Annotated in this window: 12 protein-coding genes and 1 tRNA gene; 9 read left to right on the top strand and 4 right to left on the bottom strand. The window is 63.8% G+C overall.

The annotated features are described in order from the left end of the window. The first annotated feature begins 166 nt into the window (after positions 1-166). The gene (locus ACIGJB_RS03590; RefSeq protein ID WP_483731431.1) at positions 167-1,381 is read left to right on the top strand and encodes a polyhydroxyalkanoate depolymerase; all 1,215 of its coding nucleotides are present in this window, start codon (positions 167-169) and stop codon (positions 1,379-1,381) included. A 73-nt stretch (positions 1,382-1,454) separates the two neighbouring features. Continuing rightward, a complete protein-coding gene (locus ACIGJB_RS03585) occupies positions 1,455-2,351 on the top strand; it encodes an aldose epimerase family protein (protein WP_483732249.1) in 897 nt (298 codons plus the stop codon). A gap of 9 nt (positions 2,352-2,360) precedes the next feature. Here ACIGJB_RS03585 and ACIGJB_RS03580 read toward each other — a convergent pair whose 3' ends face one another. Next, positions 2,361-2,741 carry a DUF5594 family protein gene (locus tag ACIGJB_RS03580; protein ID WP_483732248.1) on the bottom strand — a complete coding sequence of 127 codons (381 nt, stop codon included), beginning with the start codon at positions 2,739-2,741 and terminating at the stop codon, positions 2,361-2,363. Between the two features lie 177 nt (positions 2,742-2,918). Here ACIGJB_RS03580 and ACIGJB_RS03575 point away from each other — a divergent pair. The 4 genes from ACIGJB_RS03575 to trmB all read left to right on the top strand — a co-directional run bounded on the left by ACIGJB_RS03575 (position 2,919) and on the right by trmB (position 6,522). Then, positions 2,919-2,993, top strand: a tRNA-Gly gene (locus tag ACIGJB_RS03575). 176 nt (positions 2,994-3,169) lie between these two features. After that, entirely contained in the window at positions 3,170-4,159 is a 990-nt protein-coding gene (locus ACIGJB_RS03570) for a glycosyltransferase family 8 protein (RefSeq protein ID WP_483731430.1), read from the top strand. 60 nt (positions 4,160-4,219) lie between these two features. Next, positions 4,220-5,554, top strand: coding sequence for an O-antigen ligase family protein (locus tag ACIGJB_RS03565; protein ID WP_483731429.1), 1,335 nt, complete (start codon positions 4,220-4,222; stop codon positions 5,552-5,554). Between the two features lie 188 nt (positions 5,555-5,742). Then, complete coding sequence (gene trmB, locus ACIGJB_RS03560) at positions 5,743-6,522, top strand: tRNA (guanosine(46)-N7)-methyltransferase TrmB (RefSeq protein ID WP_483731428.1); 780 nt, start codon at positions 5,743-5,745, stop codon at positions 6,520-6,522. A gap of 81 nt (positions 6,523-6,603) precedes the next feature. Here the strand turns inward: trmB and ACIGJB_RS03555 are convergent, their stop codons facing one another. The 3 genes from ACIGJB_RS03555 to ACIGJB_RS03545 are packed head-to-tail and all read right to left on the bottom strand — an operon-like array spanning position 6,604 to position 8,451. Next, the gene (locus ACIGJB_RS03555) at positions 6,604-7,485 is read right to left on the bottom strand and encodes an undecaprenyl-diphosphate phosphatase (protein WP_483731427.1); all 882 of its coding nucleotides are present in this window, start codon (positions 7,483-7,485) and stop codon (positions 6,604-6,606) included. A gap of 60 nt (positions 7,486-7,545) precedes the next feature. Continuing rightward, positions 7,546-8,106, bottom strand: a complete 561-nt coding sequence (locus ACIGJB_RS03550) for a DUF1439 domain-containing protein (protein ID WP_483731426.1) — start codon at positions 8,104-8,106, stop codon at positions 7,546-7,548. 57 nt (positions 8,107-8,163) lie between these two features. Continuing rightward, complete coding sequence (locus ACIGJB_RS03545) at positions 8,164-8,451, bottom strand: YkgJ family cysteine cluster protein (protein ID WP_483731425.1); 288 nt, start codon at positions 8,449-8,451, stop codon at positions 8,164-8,166. Positions 8,452-8,789: 338 nt separating this feature from the next. Here ACIGJB_RS03545 and ACIGJB_RS03540 point away from each other — a divergent pair, with 338 nt between their 5' ends. From ACIGJB_RS03540 to ACIGJB_RS03530, 3 genes are read left to right on the top strand one after another with little or no spacing between them, the layout of a single operon-like run. After that, complete coding sequence (locus ACIGJB_RS03540; protein ID WP_483731424.1) at positions 8,790-9,611, top strand: TetR/AcrR family transcriptional regulator; 822 nt, start codon at positions 8,790-8,792, stop codon at positions 9,609-9,611. Further along, positions 9,608-10,726: an efflux RND transporter periplasmic adaptor subunit gene (locus ACIGJB_RS03535; protein WP_483731423.1), complete on the top strand. Its 1,119-nt coding sequence runs from the start codon at positions 9,608-9,610 to the stop codon at positions 10,724-10,726. Before ACIGJB_RS03540 ends, ACIGJB_RS03535 begins: the two co-directional genes overlap by 4 nt. Positions 10,727-10,738: 12 nt before the next feature. Beyond that, positions 10,739-13,954, top strand: coding sequence for an efflux RND transporter permease subunit (locus tag ACIGJB_RS03530; protein WP_483731422.1), 3,216 nt, complete (start codon positions 10,739-10,741; stop codon positions 13,952-13,954). Positions 13,955-14,057 lie beyond the last annotated feature (103 nt).

The following is a 14,057-nucleotide window of genomic DNA, read 5'->3' as shown; positions in this document are numbered from 1 at the left end:
TGCAGTGCAGCGGACCAGCACCAGCGTGAAGCCTGTGCGCCTGCCACGCCACCAGCATTCCATTCGGGCCAACCTGACCGAGCGGCCTGCAAGGCTTGTGCCACCATTGATGCGGATGGCATATATATTGCGGATAGCGGGGCCACGGATTCACGGGAGGCGAGCCATGCTGTACCAGGCGTACCAGACCTACGCGGACATGATGCACCCGGGCTGTACGCTGGCCGGTCTCACCGCATCCATCCTTGCCACCAACCCGAGTGCCGCCGGTACCGATTCCATGCGTTCGCTATGGGCAGCCTGCGAAATCCTGGCGCTGGCACGCCTGACCCACCACCGTCCCGACTTCGGTATTGACAGCGTAGTCGTCAATGGCGTGCCCGTGCAGGTTTCCGAGGAAGTCGTCGCGCGTACGCCATTTTGTTCGCTGCTGCATTTCCGCCGCCACGGCATCGGCGGGCAGCCCCGCGTGCTGCTGGTTGCGCCGATGTCCGGCCACTTCGCCAGCCTGCTGCGCGGCACCGCGCAGACTATGCTGGCCGACCATGACGTCTACATTACCGACTGGCACAACCCGCGCGATATCCCGCTGCTTGCCGGCCGCTTTGGCTTCGACGAGTTCGTCGGGCACCTGATTGCCTTCATGCACACACTTGGCGGACACACGCACCTGGTCGCCGTCTGCCAGCCAACCGTCGCCGCGCTGGCCGCTGCCGCGCTGATGGCCGAGGACGACGACCCGGACCAGCCGCCCAGCCTCACGCTCATGGCAGGCCCGATCGACGCGCGCGTCAATCCGACCAAGGTCAACGAACTTGCCATGGCCCGCCCGATCGAGTGGTTCGAGAGCAGGCTGATCGGCTTCGTCCCGCTTCGCTTTGCCGGCGGTCTGCGCCGCGTCTACCCGGGCTTTGTCCAACTACTGGCCTTCATGAGCATGAACCTGGAACGGCACGATCAGGCGCTGCGCGAAATGCACGCGCTGCGCTCGCGCGGCGAGCATGAGAAGGCCAATGCTATCCAGGACTTCTACGTCGAATACTTCGCGACCATGGACCTGACGGCGGAGTTCTACCTTGAGACTGTCAGCACGGTATTCCAGCGTTTCCTGTTGGCGCAGGGACTGCTGGAAGTGGGCGGACGCCTCGTATCCACGCGCGCCATCCGCCGCACGGCACTGCTGACCGTGGAAGGCGAGCGCGACGACATCTGCGCCATCGGCCAGACCATGGCCGCCCAGGACCTATGTGGCAGCCTGCGCCCGACCCTGCGCATGCACCATGTGCAAACCGGCGTGGGGCACTATGGCGTATTCAATGGCAGGCGGTGGGAAACCCAGGTCTATCCGCTGGTCCGCGACACGATCTACATGCGTGATTGACGCGGATAGAGGCAACTCAGCACGGCGGGCAGCCACGGCGCATACAATGCGCAGTCCAACATCGGACAAAAGCATGGCCTCGCTACCCATCGAACGCTTTCAGGACCAGGACCTGGTCCGCATCGGGCAAGATGAAAACTACCTGTTGCTCGCGCCGCGGCATGGCGGACGGCTGGTGCGCTGGGTGTTGCGTGGGGAGGACATTCTGTACTGGCCCGCCCAGGCCGACTGGAGCCGCGCAGCGAAGATCCGCGGCGGAAATCCGCTGTTGTTTCCGTTTATCGGACGGCACTTTGTAGACGGGCAGGCCGGCCAGTGGCGCGACGCGGATGGCGCCATCCGCGCATTGCCGCAGCATGGCTTTGCGCGCGACCTGCCCTTTTCCGTCGCCAGCAACGACGACAGCAGCATCGCCTTGGCTCTGGAAGGCTCGGACGGCACCTGGACCGGCTATCCGCACGCGTTCCGCTTCGAGGCGCACTACCGCCTGATCGACGGTGGACTGGAAGTGGCGCTGCGCACGGAAAACAGGGGCAACACGCGTCTGCCCTACTATGCGGGCCACCATTTCTATCTTCGATTGCCCTCCGCGCAGCGGCGCGAGAGTCGCCTGCGACTGCCGCCAACCGCGCGACGACGACAGGAGCCGGACGGTCGGCTGACGGCGGCGGCGAAGGGCGAGTCCGCCTATGCTTTGGACGATGACCGGCTGCAAGACACGTTCCATGTGCTGCAAGGCACCGGGCCTGTCACGCTGGCCATGCCGGACAGAACGTTATCGATCGACCTTGATGTTCCGGGCAGCATCGCTTGGCATGCGGTCACCACCTGGTCGGAAAGCGCGGAATCGGACTTCTACTGCGTCGAGCCATGGCTTGGCCTGCCTGACGCCATCCACAACGGCCAGGGCCTGCGCTGGCTGGAGCCTGGCCAGGCCGAAACCGCCATTTGCCGACTGCGCGTGGGCTAAATCGCCATCTCAGTGCTCGAAATCCAGGCCGCCGATCAGCACCGAAGGGGCGGCCTGCGACAGCGAACTCCAGTCGAGATGGCGCGGCTCCTGCCAGGCCTTGAGCTTGGCCGGCAAGGCCGCCAGGTAGCCGGCAAAGCGCTGCGGGCCGCCGTCGGCAAACAGCGCCTCGACCTCCAGGCCGTCCCACGCCAGCGTGACATCGAGTGAATGGGTGAAACGCTGCAACTCCAGGGCGCCGTGGCCGCGGATGCGTACGCGCGCAGGCCAGCCGGCCGGCGTGCCCGGCAGGACTTCGACTTGCAAGCGATGCGGGTACAGGCGGGCGATCGCATCGACGATGCGCGGGATGCAGTCTGCTTCGAAACGCGCGAGGAAGTCGGTGGTCACGGTCAGCCCTTGTGTGTTGAGCAGCGGCGGGATCTGGACAGCCGTCACCGCTGCAGGCAAGCATAATGTGCAGCCACCCCACGGGCAACGTTCCCGCTGAAACGTCTGGCAATTGCAACGGAGCGGTGGCAAATCATGCTAGAATTCGGCCCCAAGTCATGCCAGAGGCATGCCAAGGCGGGCGTCGTATAATGGCCATTACCTTAGCTTCCCAAGCTAAAGACGTGGGTTCGATTCCCATCGCCCGCTCCACTGCCAAGCTCTTGGCGTGTGCCGCCGGCCCCAGACAGGTCGATCGGCAGCAGGAAGACAGTCCACCTTGCGGCCACCTCCATCACAGAGGGTGATCTTTGCCGCATTCGCAACCCTGGTTTTTCGCCGGGGTTATCCATGCCCCACACGGTCCGCCCGTTATCCGAGGACGATAAGTGCCATCTGAACAGCGAGATGTATCTGTGCTGCACGCCAGCAAGAAACCGGTCCATGTGGCATTCGGCGTCGATGCAGGCTACTACCGCGGCATGGGTGTAGCCATCACATCCGTTGTCGAAAACAATCCGGGGCTGGATTTCGTTTTCCATGTTTTCGCCTTCTCCATCACGACAGACAATCGGGAGAAGCTTGAAAAGCTGGAGAAACAGTATGGCGTGGCAATTCAACTCCATCTGCTCGATACGGCCGCTCTCGACGAGTTCCGCCAGTTCCCCTGTTTCAGCAAGCATTCGCTGGGCACCTTTATCCGCTTGCTGATCCCATCGACGCTGAACGGTATCGCGGAACAGGTGTTGTACCTGGATGCCGACCTGCTTTGCTTCGGCGACCTGTCAGACCTGCTTGCCATCGATCTCGGAAACTGCATCGCCGCGGCGGTCGCCGATGAGAAGGACACGACTGTCACCACACAGATTCCAGCACTGGGGCTGAAACATGGCCACTACTTCAATGCAGGTGTCATGTACATCGATGTGCGGAACTGGATGGCCGCCGACGTCCAGCAAGTCGCGTTGAAAGCTCTCGCAACCCTGGACATGCGATTTGCAGACCAGGATGCCTTGAACATCGCACTCGATGGCCGGGTCAGATATGTTGATACGAAGTGGAACTATCGATATCACCTCGTGGATTACCTGACGCGCGGCGAGACCAGGCTGGAGGTCTCACAGCCTTACGTTTTCATGCACTTTACCGGACCGGTAAAGCCTTGGCACAGCTGGTGCTTGCATGACATCCGGGAATTGTTCACGGAGATCCAGTCGCGTTCGCCATGGGCGGAGTCACCGTTGGACGGGCCGCGAACAGCGCGAGAACTGAAACTCTTTTCCAAATTCCTGATCACACAACACCGAATTGCCAAAGGTATCTACTGGCACTGCCGCTACCTGAAATCGCGGCTGATGCAGAGACTGAAGTCCTCATAAGATTTCGATCTTCAACTGGGAACTACAGTTTTGTGCAAGTCAGTGCAGACCAAGAAGAGAATGACTCAACGACTTGATCAAAGCCTCACTTCAATCGCTTCAATGTCCGGCGTTGTTTCGATGGACCGGGAAGACGCGGTAATCCGCGTCCTGGCCCGGCTTGCCGCAGTTGTCCTTGCTGCTTTCTACATTCTCGCACTGATCGTGGATCGCGCGGCCGGCGTGCTGTATGGCCTGCTAATTGTGCTGGGCCTCGCAGTATTGCTTTACCGCTGGAAATCGCAGAGCGGACTATTTTTCGCGCAGGTAAGGCGTTACTGGCCACTTGCCATCGCCATGGCGGCACCGATGATGGCAGTCATGGCGAACGAAATATCGAGGCAACAATTCTCGATCCGTAGCATCGATGCGCCCTCGAGACTTGCCCTGTTCGCGCTGGTATTCTGGACCGTTTCCCATGTGCCGCTGCGATATTTGCGTCATTTGCAGTGGGCCTTCGTTGCGGGCGCAATCCTGTCCACCATCAAGATCCAGGTACTTAGCCATGGCGGGCAAGAAAGGTATCTGACGGACTTTATACCCATTACCATCTTCATTGAAATGGCGATGGTGCTGGGAGCGTACGGCTTGTTTTCGCTTGGCTGGAGCTCGCAGCAAAGCAAGACCGAAATCGTGATCAAGGTTTTGGCGGCAACGGCAATCCTGTATGGCAGCTACATCTCCCAATCACGCGGGGCCTGGATCACCATACCGCTGTTTGGTGGCATCGCGCTGTTCTCCAGTGGCGTGCTGCCGAAGGGCCGCAAGCTGGGCATGACAATCGTGGTTGCGCTGGTACTGGTGGCCGCTATGAGCCAAGCCAAACTGATCAAGGATCGCATTGCTGACGCGCGCAATGATATCGACCAGTACGTAACCGGCACCAATGTCGAGACCTCCATTGGCTTCCGTTTTCAGCTATGGCAGGGATCCGTCGTAATCTTCCGTGAGCATCCTGTTTTCGGTGTAGGCGTCGACAGGTATCGCGACGCCCTCGCAGATCTGGCAAATCGAAAGATCATTACGCCGGCTGCCACCGTTTTTGCCCATTCGCACAACGAGTTCCTGTTCAATGCCGCCAGACTGGGCTTGTTTGGCATTGCCGCCTTGCTGGCCTTGTACCTGGTGCCTGCCTACTATTTCGTGCGGGATCTCCGACACCGCGACAAGGAAGTCCGTGCTGCGGCTTGCATGGGCGCCTCCTTATGCGGCGGCATTTTTGTGCTCGGCCTGACCGATGTGGTGTTCCTTTGGTGGGAAGTCTTCCCCTTCTATGCCGTGAGCATTGCCACATTCTTGAGTTTCATTGACAAGAAGAAGGCCACCCTGCCGGTGCCGCAAGGCGCTGCCGGGTAGATGCCATCGATCAGGTAAAATTCCGCCTCTCCATAGCCGCGCCGCGCGCGGAATGCTGCAGATTCGAACAAACTGCCCGCCGCGAAGGCTGACGCCTGATGGCCGACGCGGTGCATCCCTTGCCATAAATTGCCTGTCCCGCCGGCCGCAAGACCCCGAGCGGCCGTCCAGGCGGCTTTCTCGTTGCCATGCCTGCCCAAGACCCCAGTACCGAAGCTTTCCCGACTAAAGATGTTCCAAGTGGCGAGAACGTTGAAACGCCCTCCCCAACTGACCCCGAAGGCGTAGCCCACCCCCGCCGCATCCGCTCCTTCGTCCGCCGCGCCGGCCGCACCTCCACCGGCCAGCAGCGCGCCATTGATGAAGTCGGCCCACGCCTGCTCGTGCCGTACGCCCCTGAGCCACTGGACTGGGAAGCCACATTCGGCCGCCACGCCCCGTCTATCCTGGAAATCGGCTTCGGCATGGGCGAGACCACCGCGCATATTGCCCAGTTGCGCCCGCAGGACAACTTCCTGGGCTGCGAAGTGCACGAACCCGGCGTGGGTGCCCTGCTCAAGCTGGCGGGCGAACGGGCGATCGAGAACATCCGGATCATCCAGCACGATGCCGTGGAAGTCATCGCGCACATGCTGACCGAGAATTGCCTCGATGGCGTGCATATCTACTTCCCCGACCCGTGGCACAAGAAGCGCCACAACAAGCGCCGGCTGGTGCAGCCGCCGCTCGTGAAGCTGCTGGCCGGCCGTCTGAAGCCGGGGGGATACATCCATTGCGCGACCGACTGGGAAGAGTACGCACACCAGATGGTGGAAGTGCTGGCTGGCGAGCCGGCCCTGGAAAACACCTCCTCGGCAGCCGATGGCTTCTCGGAGCGGCCGGAATACCGTCCCATTACCAAGTTCGAGCGCCGCGGCGTGCGGCTCGGGCATGGCGTCTGGGATGTCATGTTCCGCAAGCGCGGCTGAACGATTCAGCAACGCCCATCAGCATAAACAAAAAGGCGTGGCACGTTGGCCACGCCTTTTTTGTATCCGGCTCTCGCCGTATCAGGCGTGCCAGGATACGAGCCCGGTGTACGCCGTCGCCAGCACGATGATGCCGAACGCAATCCGGTACCAGGCAAACGGCTTGAAGTCGTGCGTGGCAACGAAGCGCAGCAGCCAGCGCACGCAAAGGAACGCGGACAGGAAGGCGAAGACGAAACCGATACCGAAGATGCCGAGGTCATCCGCGGACAACAAGGCGCGGGCTTTGTACAGCTCGTACACCGTCGCCCCGAAAATCACGGGGATGGCAAGGAAGAACGAGAACTCGGTCGCCACCTGGCGCGACAGGCCGAACAGCATGCCGCCGATGATGGTCGCACCCGATCGCGACGTCCCTGGCACCAGCGCAAAACACTGGGCAAGACCGACCTTCAGGGCATCACGCCAGTTCAGGTCATCGACTGATTCGATACGCGGCGCACCGGCCTTGGCGGCTTGCAGCAATGCATTGCCGCGCGGATTGCTCACCACGGCGCGCCGGCCCTCGCGCCATTCGGCCAGCAGGATCACCACACCGCCGACGATGAAGGCCAGCGCCACCGTGATCGGGTTGAACAGATGGGCCTTGATCCATTTGCCGAACACCAGCGCCAGCACGATGGCCGGCACCGTCGCGACGATAACGTTGATGGCGAACCGCTGTGCCTTCGGGTCCGTCGTCAGCCCGGCCAAGACGTTGCCGATGCGCCGGCGAAACTCCCAGCAGACCGCCAGGATGGCGCCGAACTGGATGACGATCTCGAAGATCTTACCCTTTTCATCATTGAAGTCGAGCAGCTGGCCAGCCAAGATCAAATGACCAGTGCTCGAGATAGGCAGAAACTCGGTCAGTCCTTCGACGATGCCGAGTATCACGGCTTTCAAGGCAAGTGCGATTTCCATGGATGAGGTCGTTTAGGCGGGGACATGCCCGAGCTTGGCCGGGCAATGCCTCTTTATGGCTCAGGGGCGATTGATTTTGACGTTGATGCCGTCCGACAGGACCGTGATTGTACCGGGCTCGACCTCTCTTCCCGCAAGGCGCAACTGGTCCGGCCTGAAGGTGTACAGCGGGTAGCCCTGCAGGAACTGCTCAGCCACGATTCCACCGAGCGCGTTAACCTGGCGCGAAAACTGGCCAGGCAGTCCCTGCACGTCGAACTGCTGGACTTCCGGATCCTGCAGCACGACCGAATGGCTCGGCGCGTCGTAACGCAGCCCGCTATCCAGCGCAAACCGGCCCGCCAGCGGCTGGCGGAAGAACAACTTGTTGTCAACGGTGGCATCGAACTGCAGGTTGACACGATTGCGTACCGGATCGAGCGTCAGGCGCGGGTTCGCCAACTGAATATCGAATAGCTCCAGGTAGCGCTTGCTGAACGGAAACTTGTGCTCCAGCGCCGATTGCAACTGGCTCTGCGAGAAGGTGTATTCGTTGCCGAACGAACCGCAGGCGCCCAGCCAGATGGTCGCCACGGCAGCAGCGATGGCGCCGGTCCAGCGCCGCCGGGAAATCCGGATCATATTGCCTCCGATGGAATGGTTTGCGCCGACCGGGGCGGGCGGCACGCGAGGCTGCCCTCACGCGCCGCGGCCGGCAGGCGCGGTCAGGATTTCGAGTTCCGTCAGCCAGCGCAGCGCGGATTCGCGGGAATCGCCGCACATTTCGGCGGAGGGTTGCAGCCCGCCGCAAAAAGCCGGCCGCTCGGGCCTGCCAAATACCGCGCACCTCGCATCCGGCAGCAACTGCGCGCAGCGAACGCCGGCCGGCTTGCCGTTGGGCATGCCGGGAAGCGGTGACGCGATCGACGGCGCGATGCAGCAGGCGCCGCAACCGTCACGGCAGGAAATGTGAGACTGGCAACTCATGGGAATGGTTCAGCAAGCCGCATCCAGGCGCGGCAAAGGCGCCATTGTGCCCCAATACGTCCCGGCCTCCGGGTTAATGCCATTCCGTTAACCACCGTCCGCGCAGGCGGGAACCCAGTGACTTCAAAAGACGCTGGATTCCCGCCTGCGCGGGAATGACAGGGGTGGTTGATAACTTATCTGCCGGCCCCCCAAACGAGCACCATGCATCACATGTTGTATAGCTACCGCACCATGCTCGCGGGACAGGGCGAACCCGGGTTGACCCCCGCCCATGCCCGCCCTACATTACTGACCGAAAAGTTATTAACATTCCCGCGCCCCGCTTCTCATCAAACATGGCAACACCCGGCAAAACCTCCGTCGCCGATCACTCCGCCCACCGCAACGACGCCGAACCTCCACGCTGGAGCCGGCGCAAGGCCGCCCGCCCGCAGGAACTGGTCGCGGCCGCGCTCGGCTTGTTCGTAGAACGCGGCTATGCCGCCACGCGCCTGGAAGACGTGGCCGCGGCCGCCGGCGTCTCGAAGGGAACGGTGTACCTCTACTTCGCCAACAAGGAAGAGTTGTTCAAGACCGTGGTCCGCGAAAACCTGGTGCCTGCGCTGGCACGCGGCACGGACCTGGTCGACCGCTTCGAGGGCTCGACGCCGGAGTTGCTGCGCGAGCTGCTGCGCGGCTGGTGGGGGCTGATCGGCGCCACGCCGGTCGCGGGGCTGACCAAGCTGATCATGGCGGAGTCCGGCAACTTCCCCGACATCGCGCGCTTCTACCAGGAAGAGGTGATGGCGCCCGGTGACGAACTCTTCGCGCGCGTGCTGGCGCGCGGTGCGGAGCGCGGCGAGTTCCGTGCCCTGCCCCCCAATCCGGCCACCACGCTGGTCTGCGCGCCGCTGGTGTTCCTGATGCTCTGGCAGCGCTCGTTCGGCCTTTACGGGCACAAGGAAATCGACCCGGACGTGTACATCGACAACCTGCTCGAGATGCTGCTGTTCGGCCTGACGACCGGCGAGACGCGCGACCGCCCGCTGCCGCCGAAGTCCGGACCCTACGTCTGGGAAAAGATTCGCGACGAGATGGCAACCGAGCGCCTGGCGCAGCACGCCGACGAGCCGGACACGATGGCAGCCGCGGCGGCCGCACAACACGACAAGACATGAAGCGAAACAAAAAGATCCTGATCGCCGTGCTGGGCACGGTAGCCGTGCTCAGCGCCACCGCCGCGGTGCGCAAGGCCGGCAGCGCGCGCCAGGTTCAGGCGTCGGCGCAGGCCGCGGCACCTTCCGTGGTGGAGTTCCTTCAGTCCGACCTGGTGCAGGCGGCCACGCGCGACCTGCAGGTTGCGCTGCCGCTGTCCGGCAGCCTGCGCGCGCTGAACCAGGCCTCGGTCAAGGCCAAGGTGTCGGGCGAGGTATTGCAGGTACTCGTGCGCGAAGGCGAGGCCGTGCGCGCGGGTCAGGTCATCGTACGGATCGATCCGACTGAGTACGAGGCCAAGGTCGCGCAGGCGCGCGGCCAGATGCTGGCGGCGCGCGGACAGTTCGAGAACTCGCGCCAGACGTGGGAGCGCAACCGCGAACTGGTCGGCAAGGGTTTTATCTCGAAGACCGCGTTCGATAACTATCAATCCAATCTCGACGTGGCGCGCGCCAACCTCGACGCCGCCCAGGGCGGCCTGGCCGTCGCACAGAAAGCGCTGAACGACACCGTGGTCAAGGCCCCGCTCGACGGCATGGTCGCGGCGCGCGCCGTGCAGCCCGGCGAAAAGGTATCGCCCGACACGCGGCTGATCGATGTGGTCGACCTGCGTGTGCTGGAACTGGAAGCGCCGATACCGATGGCCGACGTGGCGCGTGCGTCGGTGGGCCAGTCGGTGCAGCTGAATGTGGAAGGCGCCGGGCAATTTACCGGCGCGCTGGTGCGCATCAACCCGGCCGTGAGCCAGGGCACGCGCAGCATCATGGTCTATGTGCGCGTGCAGAACGACGACGGCAAGCTGCGCGCCGGCATGTTCGCGCGTGGTGCGCTGGTGCTCGGCGAGCGCAGCGGCGTGGTGTCGGTGCCAGCGTCTGCCGTGCGCAGCGACGGCGACCGTGCCTTTGTCTACGTGGTCGAGAACGGCCTGCTGGCCGAGCGCGCGGTACAGACCGGCGTGCGCGACGAAGGCAGCGCCATGGTCGAGATCACCTCGGGGCTGGCCACCGGCGCCGAGATCGTGCGCAACAACCTGGGCACGCTGCGCAGCGGCAGCCAGGTGCGCCGCGTGAAGACCTGAGGACGACGCGCCATGTGGTTTACCCGCCTGTCGATCCAGAACCCGGTGCTGGCCACCATGATGATGCTGGCCTTCATCGTGGTCGGCCTGTTCTCTTACCAGCGCCTGCCGGTGGACCAGTTCCCCGACATCACCTTCCCGGTGGTGGTGGTACAGACCGAATACCCGGGCGCCGCACCCGAATCGGTCGAGTCCGACGTAACGCGCAAGGTCGAGGAGATCGTCAACACGATCTCGGGCATTGACGAGATCTTCTCGCACTCGTACCAGGGGACCTCCGTCGTCGTCGTCAAGTTTGACCTGAGCGTCGACGTCGGCCAGGCCGCGCAGGATGTGCGCGACAAGCTGGCACTGATCCGCAAGCAGCTCCGCGACGAAGTCGAAGACCCGCGCGTGCTGCGCTATGACCCCACCGATGCACCCATCTTCTATCTCTCCGTCTCGAACGCGCCGGGTGCCGAGCGCAGCCAGCGCGAGCTGACCACCATCGCCGACCAGATCGTGCGCAAGCGGCTGGAGACCGTGCGCGGTGTGGGGACCATCAATATCGTCGGCGGCACCAAGCGCGAGGTGGAAATCCGCATCCGGCCGACGCAGCTCGAAGCACTTGGCATCGGCGTCGACCAGGTCATGAACGCGATCCGCAGCGAGAACCAGGAGCTGCCCGCGGGCGAACTGCGCTCGTCCTCGACCGAGACCGTGGTGCAGATCAAGGGCCGCGTGCCCACGCCCGATGCTTTCCGCCGGATCATCGTCGCGCGCCGCGCGGGCCAGCCGGTCACGCTGGGCGAGATTGCCGACGTGCGCGACGGCCAGGAAGAACAGGAAAGCCTGGCGCTGCTCGACGGCAAGCGCGCCCTCTTCCTCTCGGTGGTTAAGGCGCAAGGCCAGAACACCGTCGATACCGTGGACGGCCTCGTGCGCATGGTCGACGAAGTGCGCAAGCTGGTGCCTGCCGGCGTGCAGCTAACCGTGGTCAACGACACGGCGCGCGGCATCCGCAGCAGCGTGAAAGAGGTACGCTCCACGCTGCTCGAAGGCGCGCTGCTGACCGTGGCGATCGTGTTCCTGTTCCTGGGCTCGTGGCGCAGCACGGTCATCACGGGCCTGACGCTGCCGATTGCGCTGATTGGCACCTTCGGCGTGATGTACCTGTGCGGCTTCACGCTCAACGTGATCACGCTGATGGCGCTGTCGCTGTGCGTGGGCCTGCTGATCGACGATGCCATCGTGGTGCGCGAGAACATCGTGCGCCACAACCTGATGGGCAAGGACCACCGCACCTCCGCGCTCGACGGCACCGCCGAGATCGGGCTGGCGGTGCTGGCCACCACGTTCTCGATCGTCGCGGTGTTCCTGCCGGTGGGCTTCATGGGCGGCATTATCGGGCGCTTCTTCCACCAGTTCGGCATTACGGTGGTGGCGGCGGTGCTGATCTCGATGTTCGTCTCGTTCACGCTGGACCCGATGCTGTCCTCGGTCTGGCACGATCCGGACCTGCACGGCACCGGCAACAAGAAGAGCTGGTACGGACGCACCGTGGGCCGTTTGCTCGACTGGTTCTCGGCGCGCATGAATGCGCTGGGCCACGGCTATGCCGCGATGCTGGGCTGGGCTCTCAAGCACAGGCTGGCCACGACGCTGATCGCCATCGTCACCTTCTTCGGCAGCTTTGCGTTGGTGCCGCTGATCGGCACCGAATTCGTCCCCGCCGCCGACCTTGGCGAAACGCAGGTGGGCTTCACCACGCCGGTCGGCACGTCGATGGAGGTCACCGAGGCCAAGGTGCGCCAGGTGGAAGCCGCGCTCAAGTCCTTCCCCGAAGTCGCCTATACCTACGCGACGATCAATTCGGGCAACACGTCCGGGCGCAACAACGCGCTGGTGTCGGTGCGGCTGGTGGATCGCCGCGCGCGCAAGCTGTCCACGGTGCAGCTCAACCCGAAGATCCGCGAGCGCCTGACCGCCATCGCCGGCATCACGCTGACCATGGTCGGCATGCCCGATGGCGCCGGCGGCCAGAAGGCGATCCAGGTGTCGATCCAGGGCGATGACCTCAACGAGTTGCGGCGGCTGTCGCAAGAGGCCAGCCGCCGCATGCTGGCCATCCGCGGCCTGGCGGACCTCGATTCGAGCATGAAGGATGACCGGCCCACCATCGAGGTCCGCATCCGCCGCGAACTGGCGTCGGACCTGGGCGTGGGCGTCGCGCAGATCGGCAATGCGCTGCGGCCGCTGCTGGCAGGCGATGCCATCAGCTCGTGGCGCGCGCCGGATGACCAGAACTACGACGTGCGCGTGCGGCTGCCGCGCGACGCGCGCACCGGGATGGCCGACCTCAATGCGCTGATGATCGCCAGCAACCAGACCAACCCCGACGGCACGCCGAAGATGGTGGCGCTGCGGCAGGTGGCCGACCTGGTGCCGACCACGGGCGCCAACCAGATCAGCCGCCGCGACCTGAACCGCGAAGTCGAGCTGACGGCCAACACCGCCGGGCGCTCGGCGGGCGAAGTGGCGCGCGACGTCAAGGCTGCGCTCGACGGCATGACCTGGCCGGCCGGCTACAAGTACCGTTTCGGCGGCTCGACCAAGTCGATGAACGAGTCGTTCGGCTACGCGGTGTCCGCGCTGGCGCTGGCCGTGATCTTCATCTACATGATCCTGGCCTCGCAGTTCGCCAGCTTCTTCCAGCCGATCGCCATCATGACGTCGCTGCCGCTCACGCTGATCGGCGTATTCGCGGCGCTGCTGATGTTCCGCTCGACGCTGAACATGTTCTCGATCATCGGCTTCATCATGCTGATGGGGCTGGTAACCAAGAACGCGATCCTGCTGGTGGACTTTGCCAACCAGGCCCGGCACGGCCATGTGGACGGCGCCGACGGCCGGGCGCCGCTCTCGCGGGAGGCCGCGCTGATCGAAGCGGCGCGCGTGCGGCTGCGCCCGATCCTGATGACCACGCTGGCCATGATCTTCGGCATGGTGCCGCTCGCCTTCAGCCTGGGTGAAGGCGCCGAGCAGCGCGCGCCGATGGGCCAGACGGTGATCGGCGGCATCATCACGTCGTCGATCCTGACGCTCGTCGTGGTGCCGGTGATCTATACGTATCTCGATGATTTCGCGGCGTGGCTACGGCGGCGCTGGCAGGGCCAGCCAGCTGTGGCGGCCAGCTCACCGGACGCAGCCGACGCTGGGGCCGCGGCACAACATCGGAGCGCTGAATGAGCCGGACGGCGCACGGAGGGTTAAAATGCAGGGTTTGACAAGTTTGCCCGGCCGTGGCACCGCGCGGCCCGGACACAAGCACCCATATAGCGGTTGGCATTGG

It is taken from the genome of Cupriavidus sp. C2SS-8b (assembly GCF_057073745.1).
Note: the sequence above shows the minus strand (reverse complement) of the source record. Positions and strands in the feature narration are given on the sequence as shown.

Bases quoted from the DNA above. Each gene is read 5' to 3' on its own strand.
- ACIGJB_RS03530 (WP_483731422.1), top strand. From the start codon at position 10,739: ATGTGGTTTACCCGCCTGTCGATCCAGAACCCGGTGCTGGCCACCATG.
- ACIGJB_RS03540 (WP_483731424.1), top strand. From the start codon at position 8,790: ATGGCAACACCCGGCAAAACCTCCGTCGCCGATCACTCCGCCCACCGC.
- ACIGJB_RS03585 (WP_483732249.1), top strand. From the start codon at position 1,455: ATGGCCTCGCTACCCATCGAACGCTTTCAGGACCAGGACCTGGTCCGC.
- ACIGJB_RS03535 (WP_483731423.1), top strand. From the start codon at position 9,608: ATGAAGCGAAACAAAAAGATCCTGATCGCCGTGCTGGGCACGGTAGCC.
- ACIGJB_RS03555 (WP_483731427.1), bottom strand. From the start codon at position 7,485: ATGGAAATCGCACTTGCCTTGAAAGCCGTGATACTCGGCATCGTCGAA.
- ACIGJB_RS03565 (WP_483731429.1), top strand. From the start codon at position 4,220: ATGACTCAACGACTTGATCAAAGCCTCACTTCAATCGCTTCAATGTCC.
- ACIGJB_RS03590 (WP_483731431.1), top strand. From the start codon at position 167: ATGCTGTACCAGGCGTACCAGACCTACGCGGACATGATGCACCCGGGC.
- trmB (WP_483731428.1), top strand. From the start codon at position 5,743: ATGCCTGCCCAAGACCCCAGTACCGAAGCTTTCCCGACTAAAGATGTT.
- ACIGJB_RS03545 (WP_483731425.1), bottom strand. From the start codon at position 8,451: ATGAGTTGCCAGTCTCACATTTCCTGCCGTGACGGTTGCGGCGCCTGC.
- ACIGJB_RS03550 (WP_483731426.1), bottom strand. From the start codon at position 8,106: ATGATCCGGATTTCCCGGCGGCGCTGGACCGGCGCCATCGCTGCTGCC.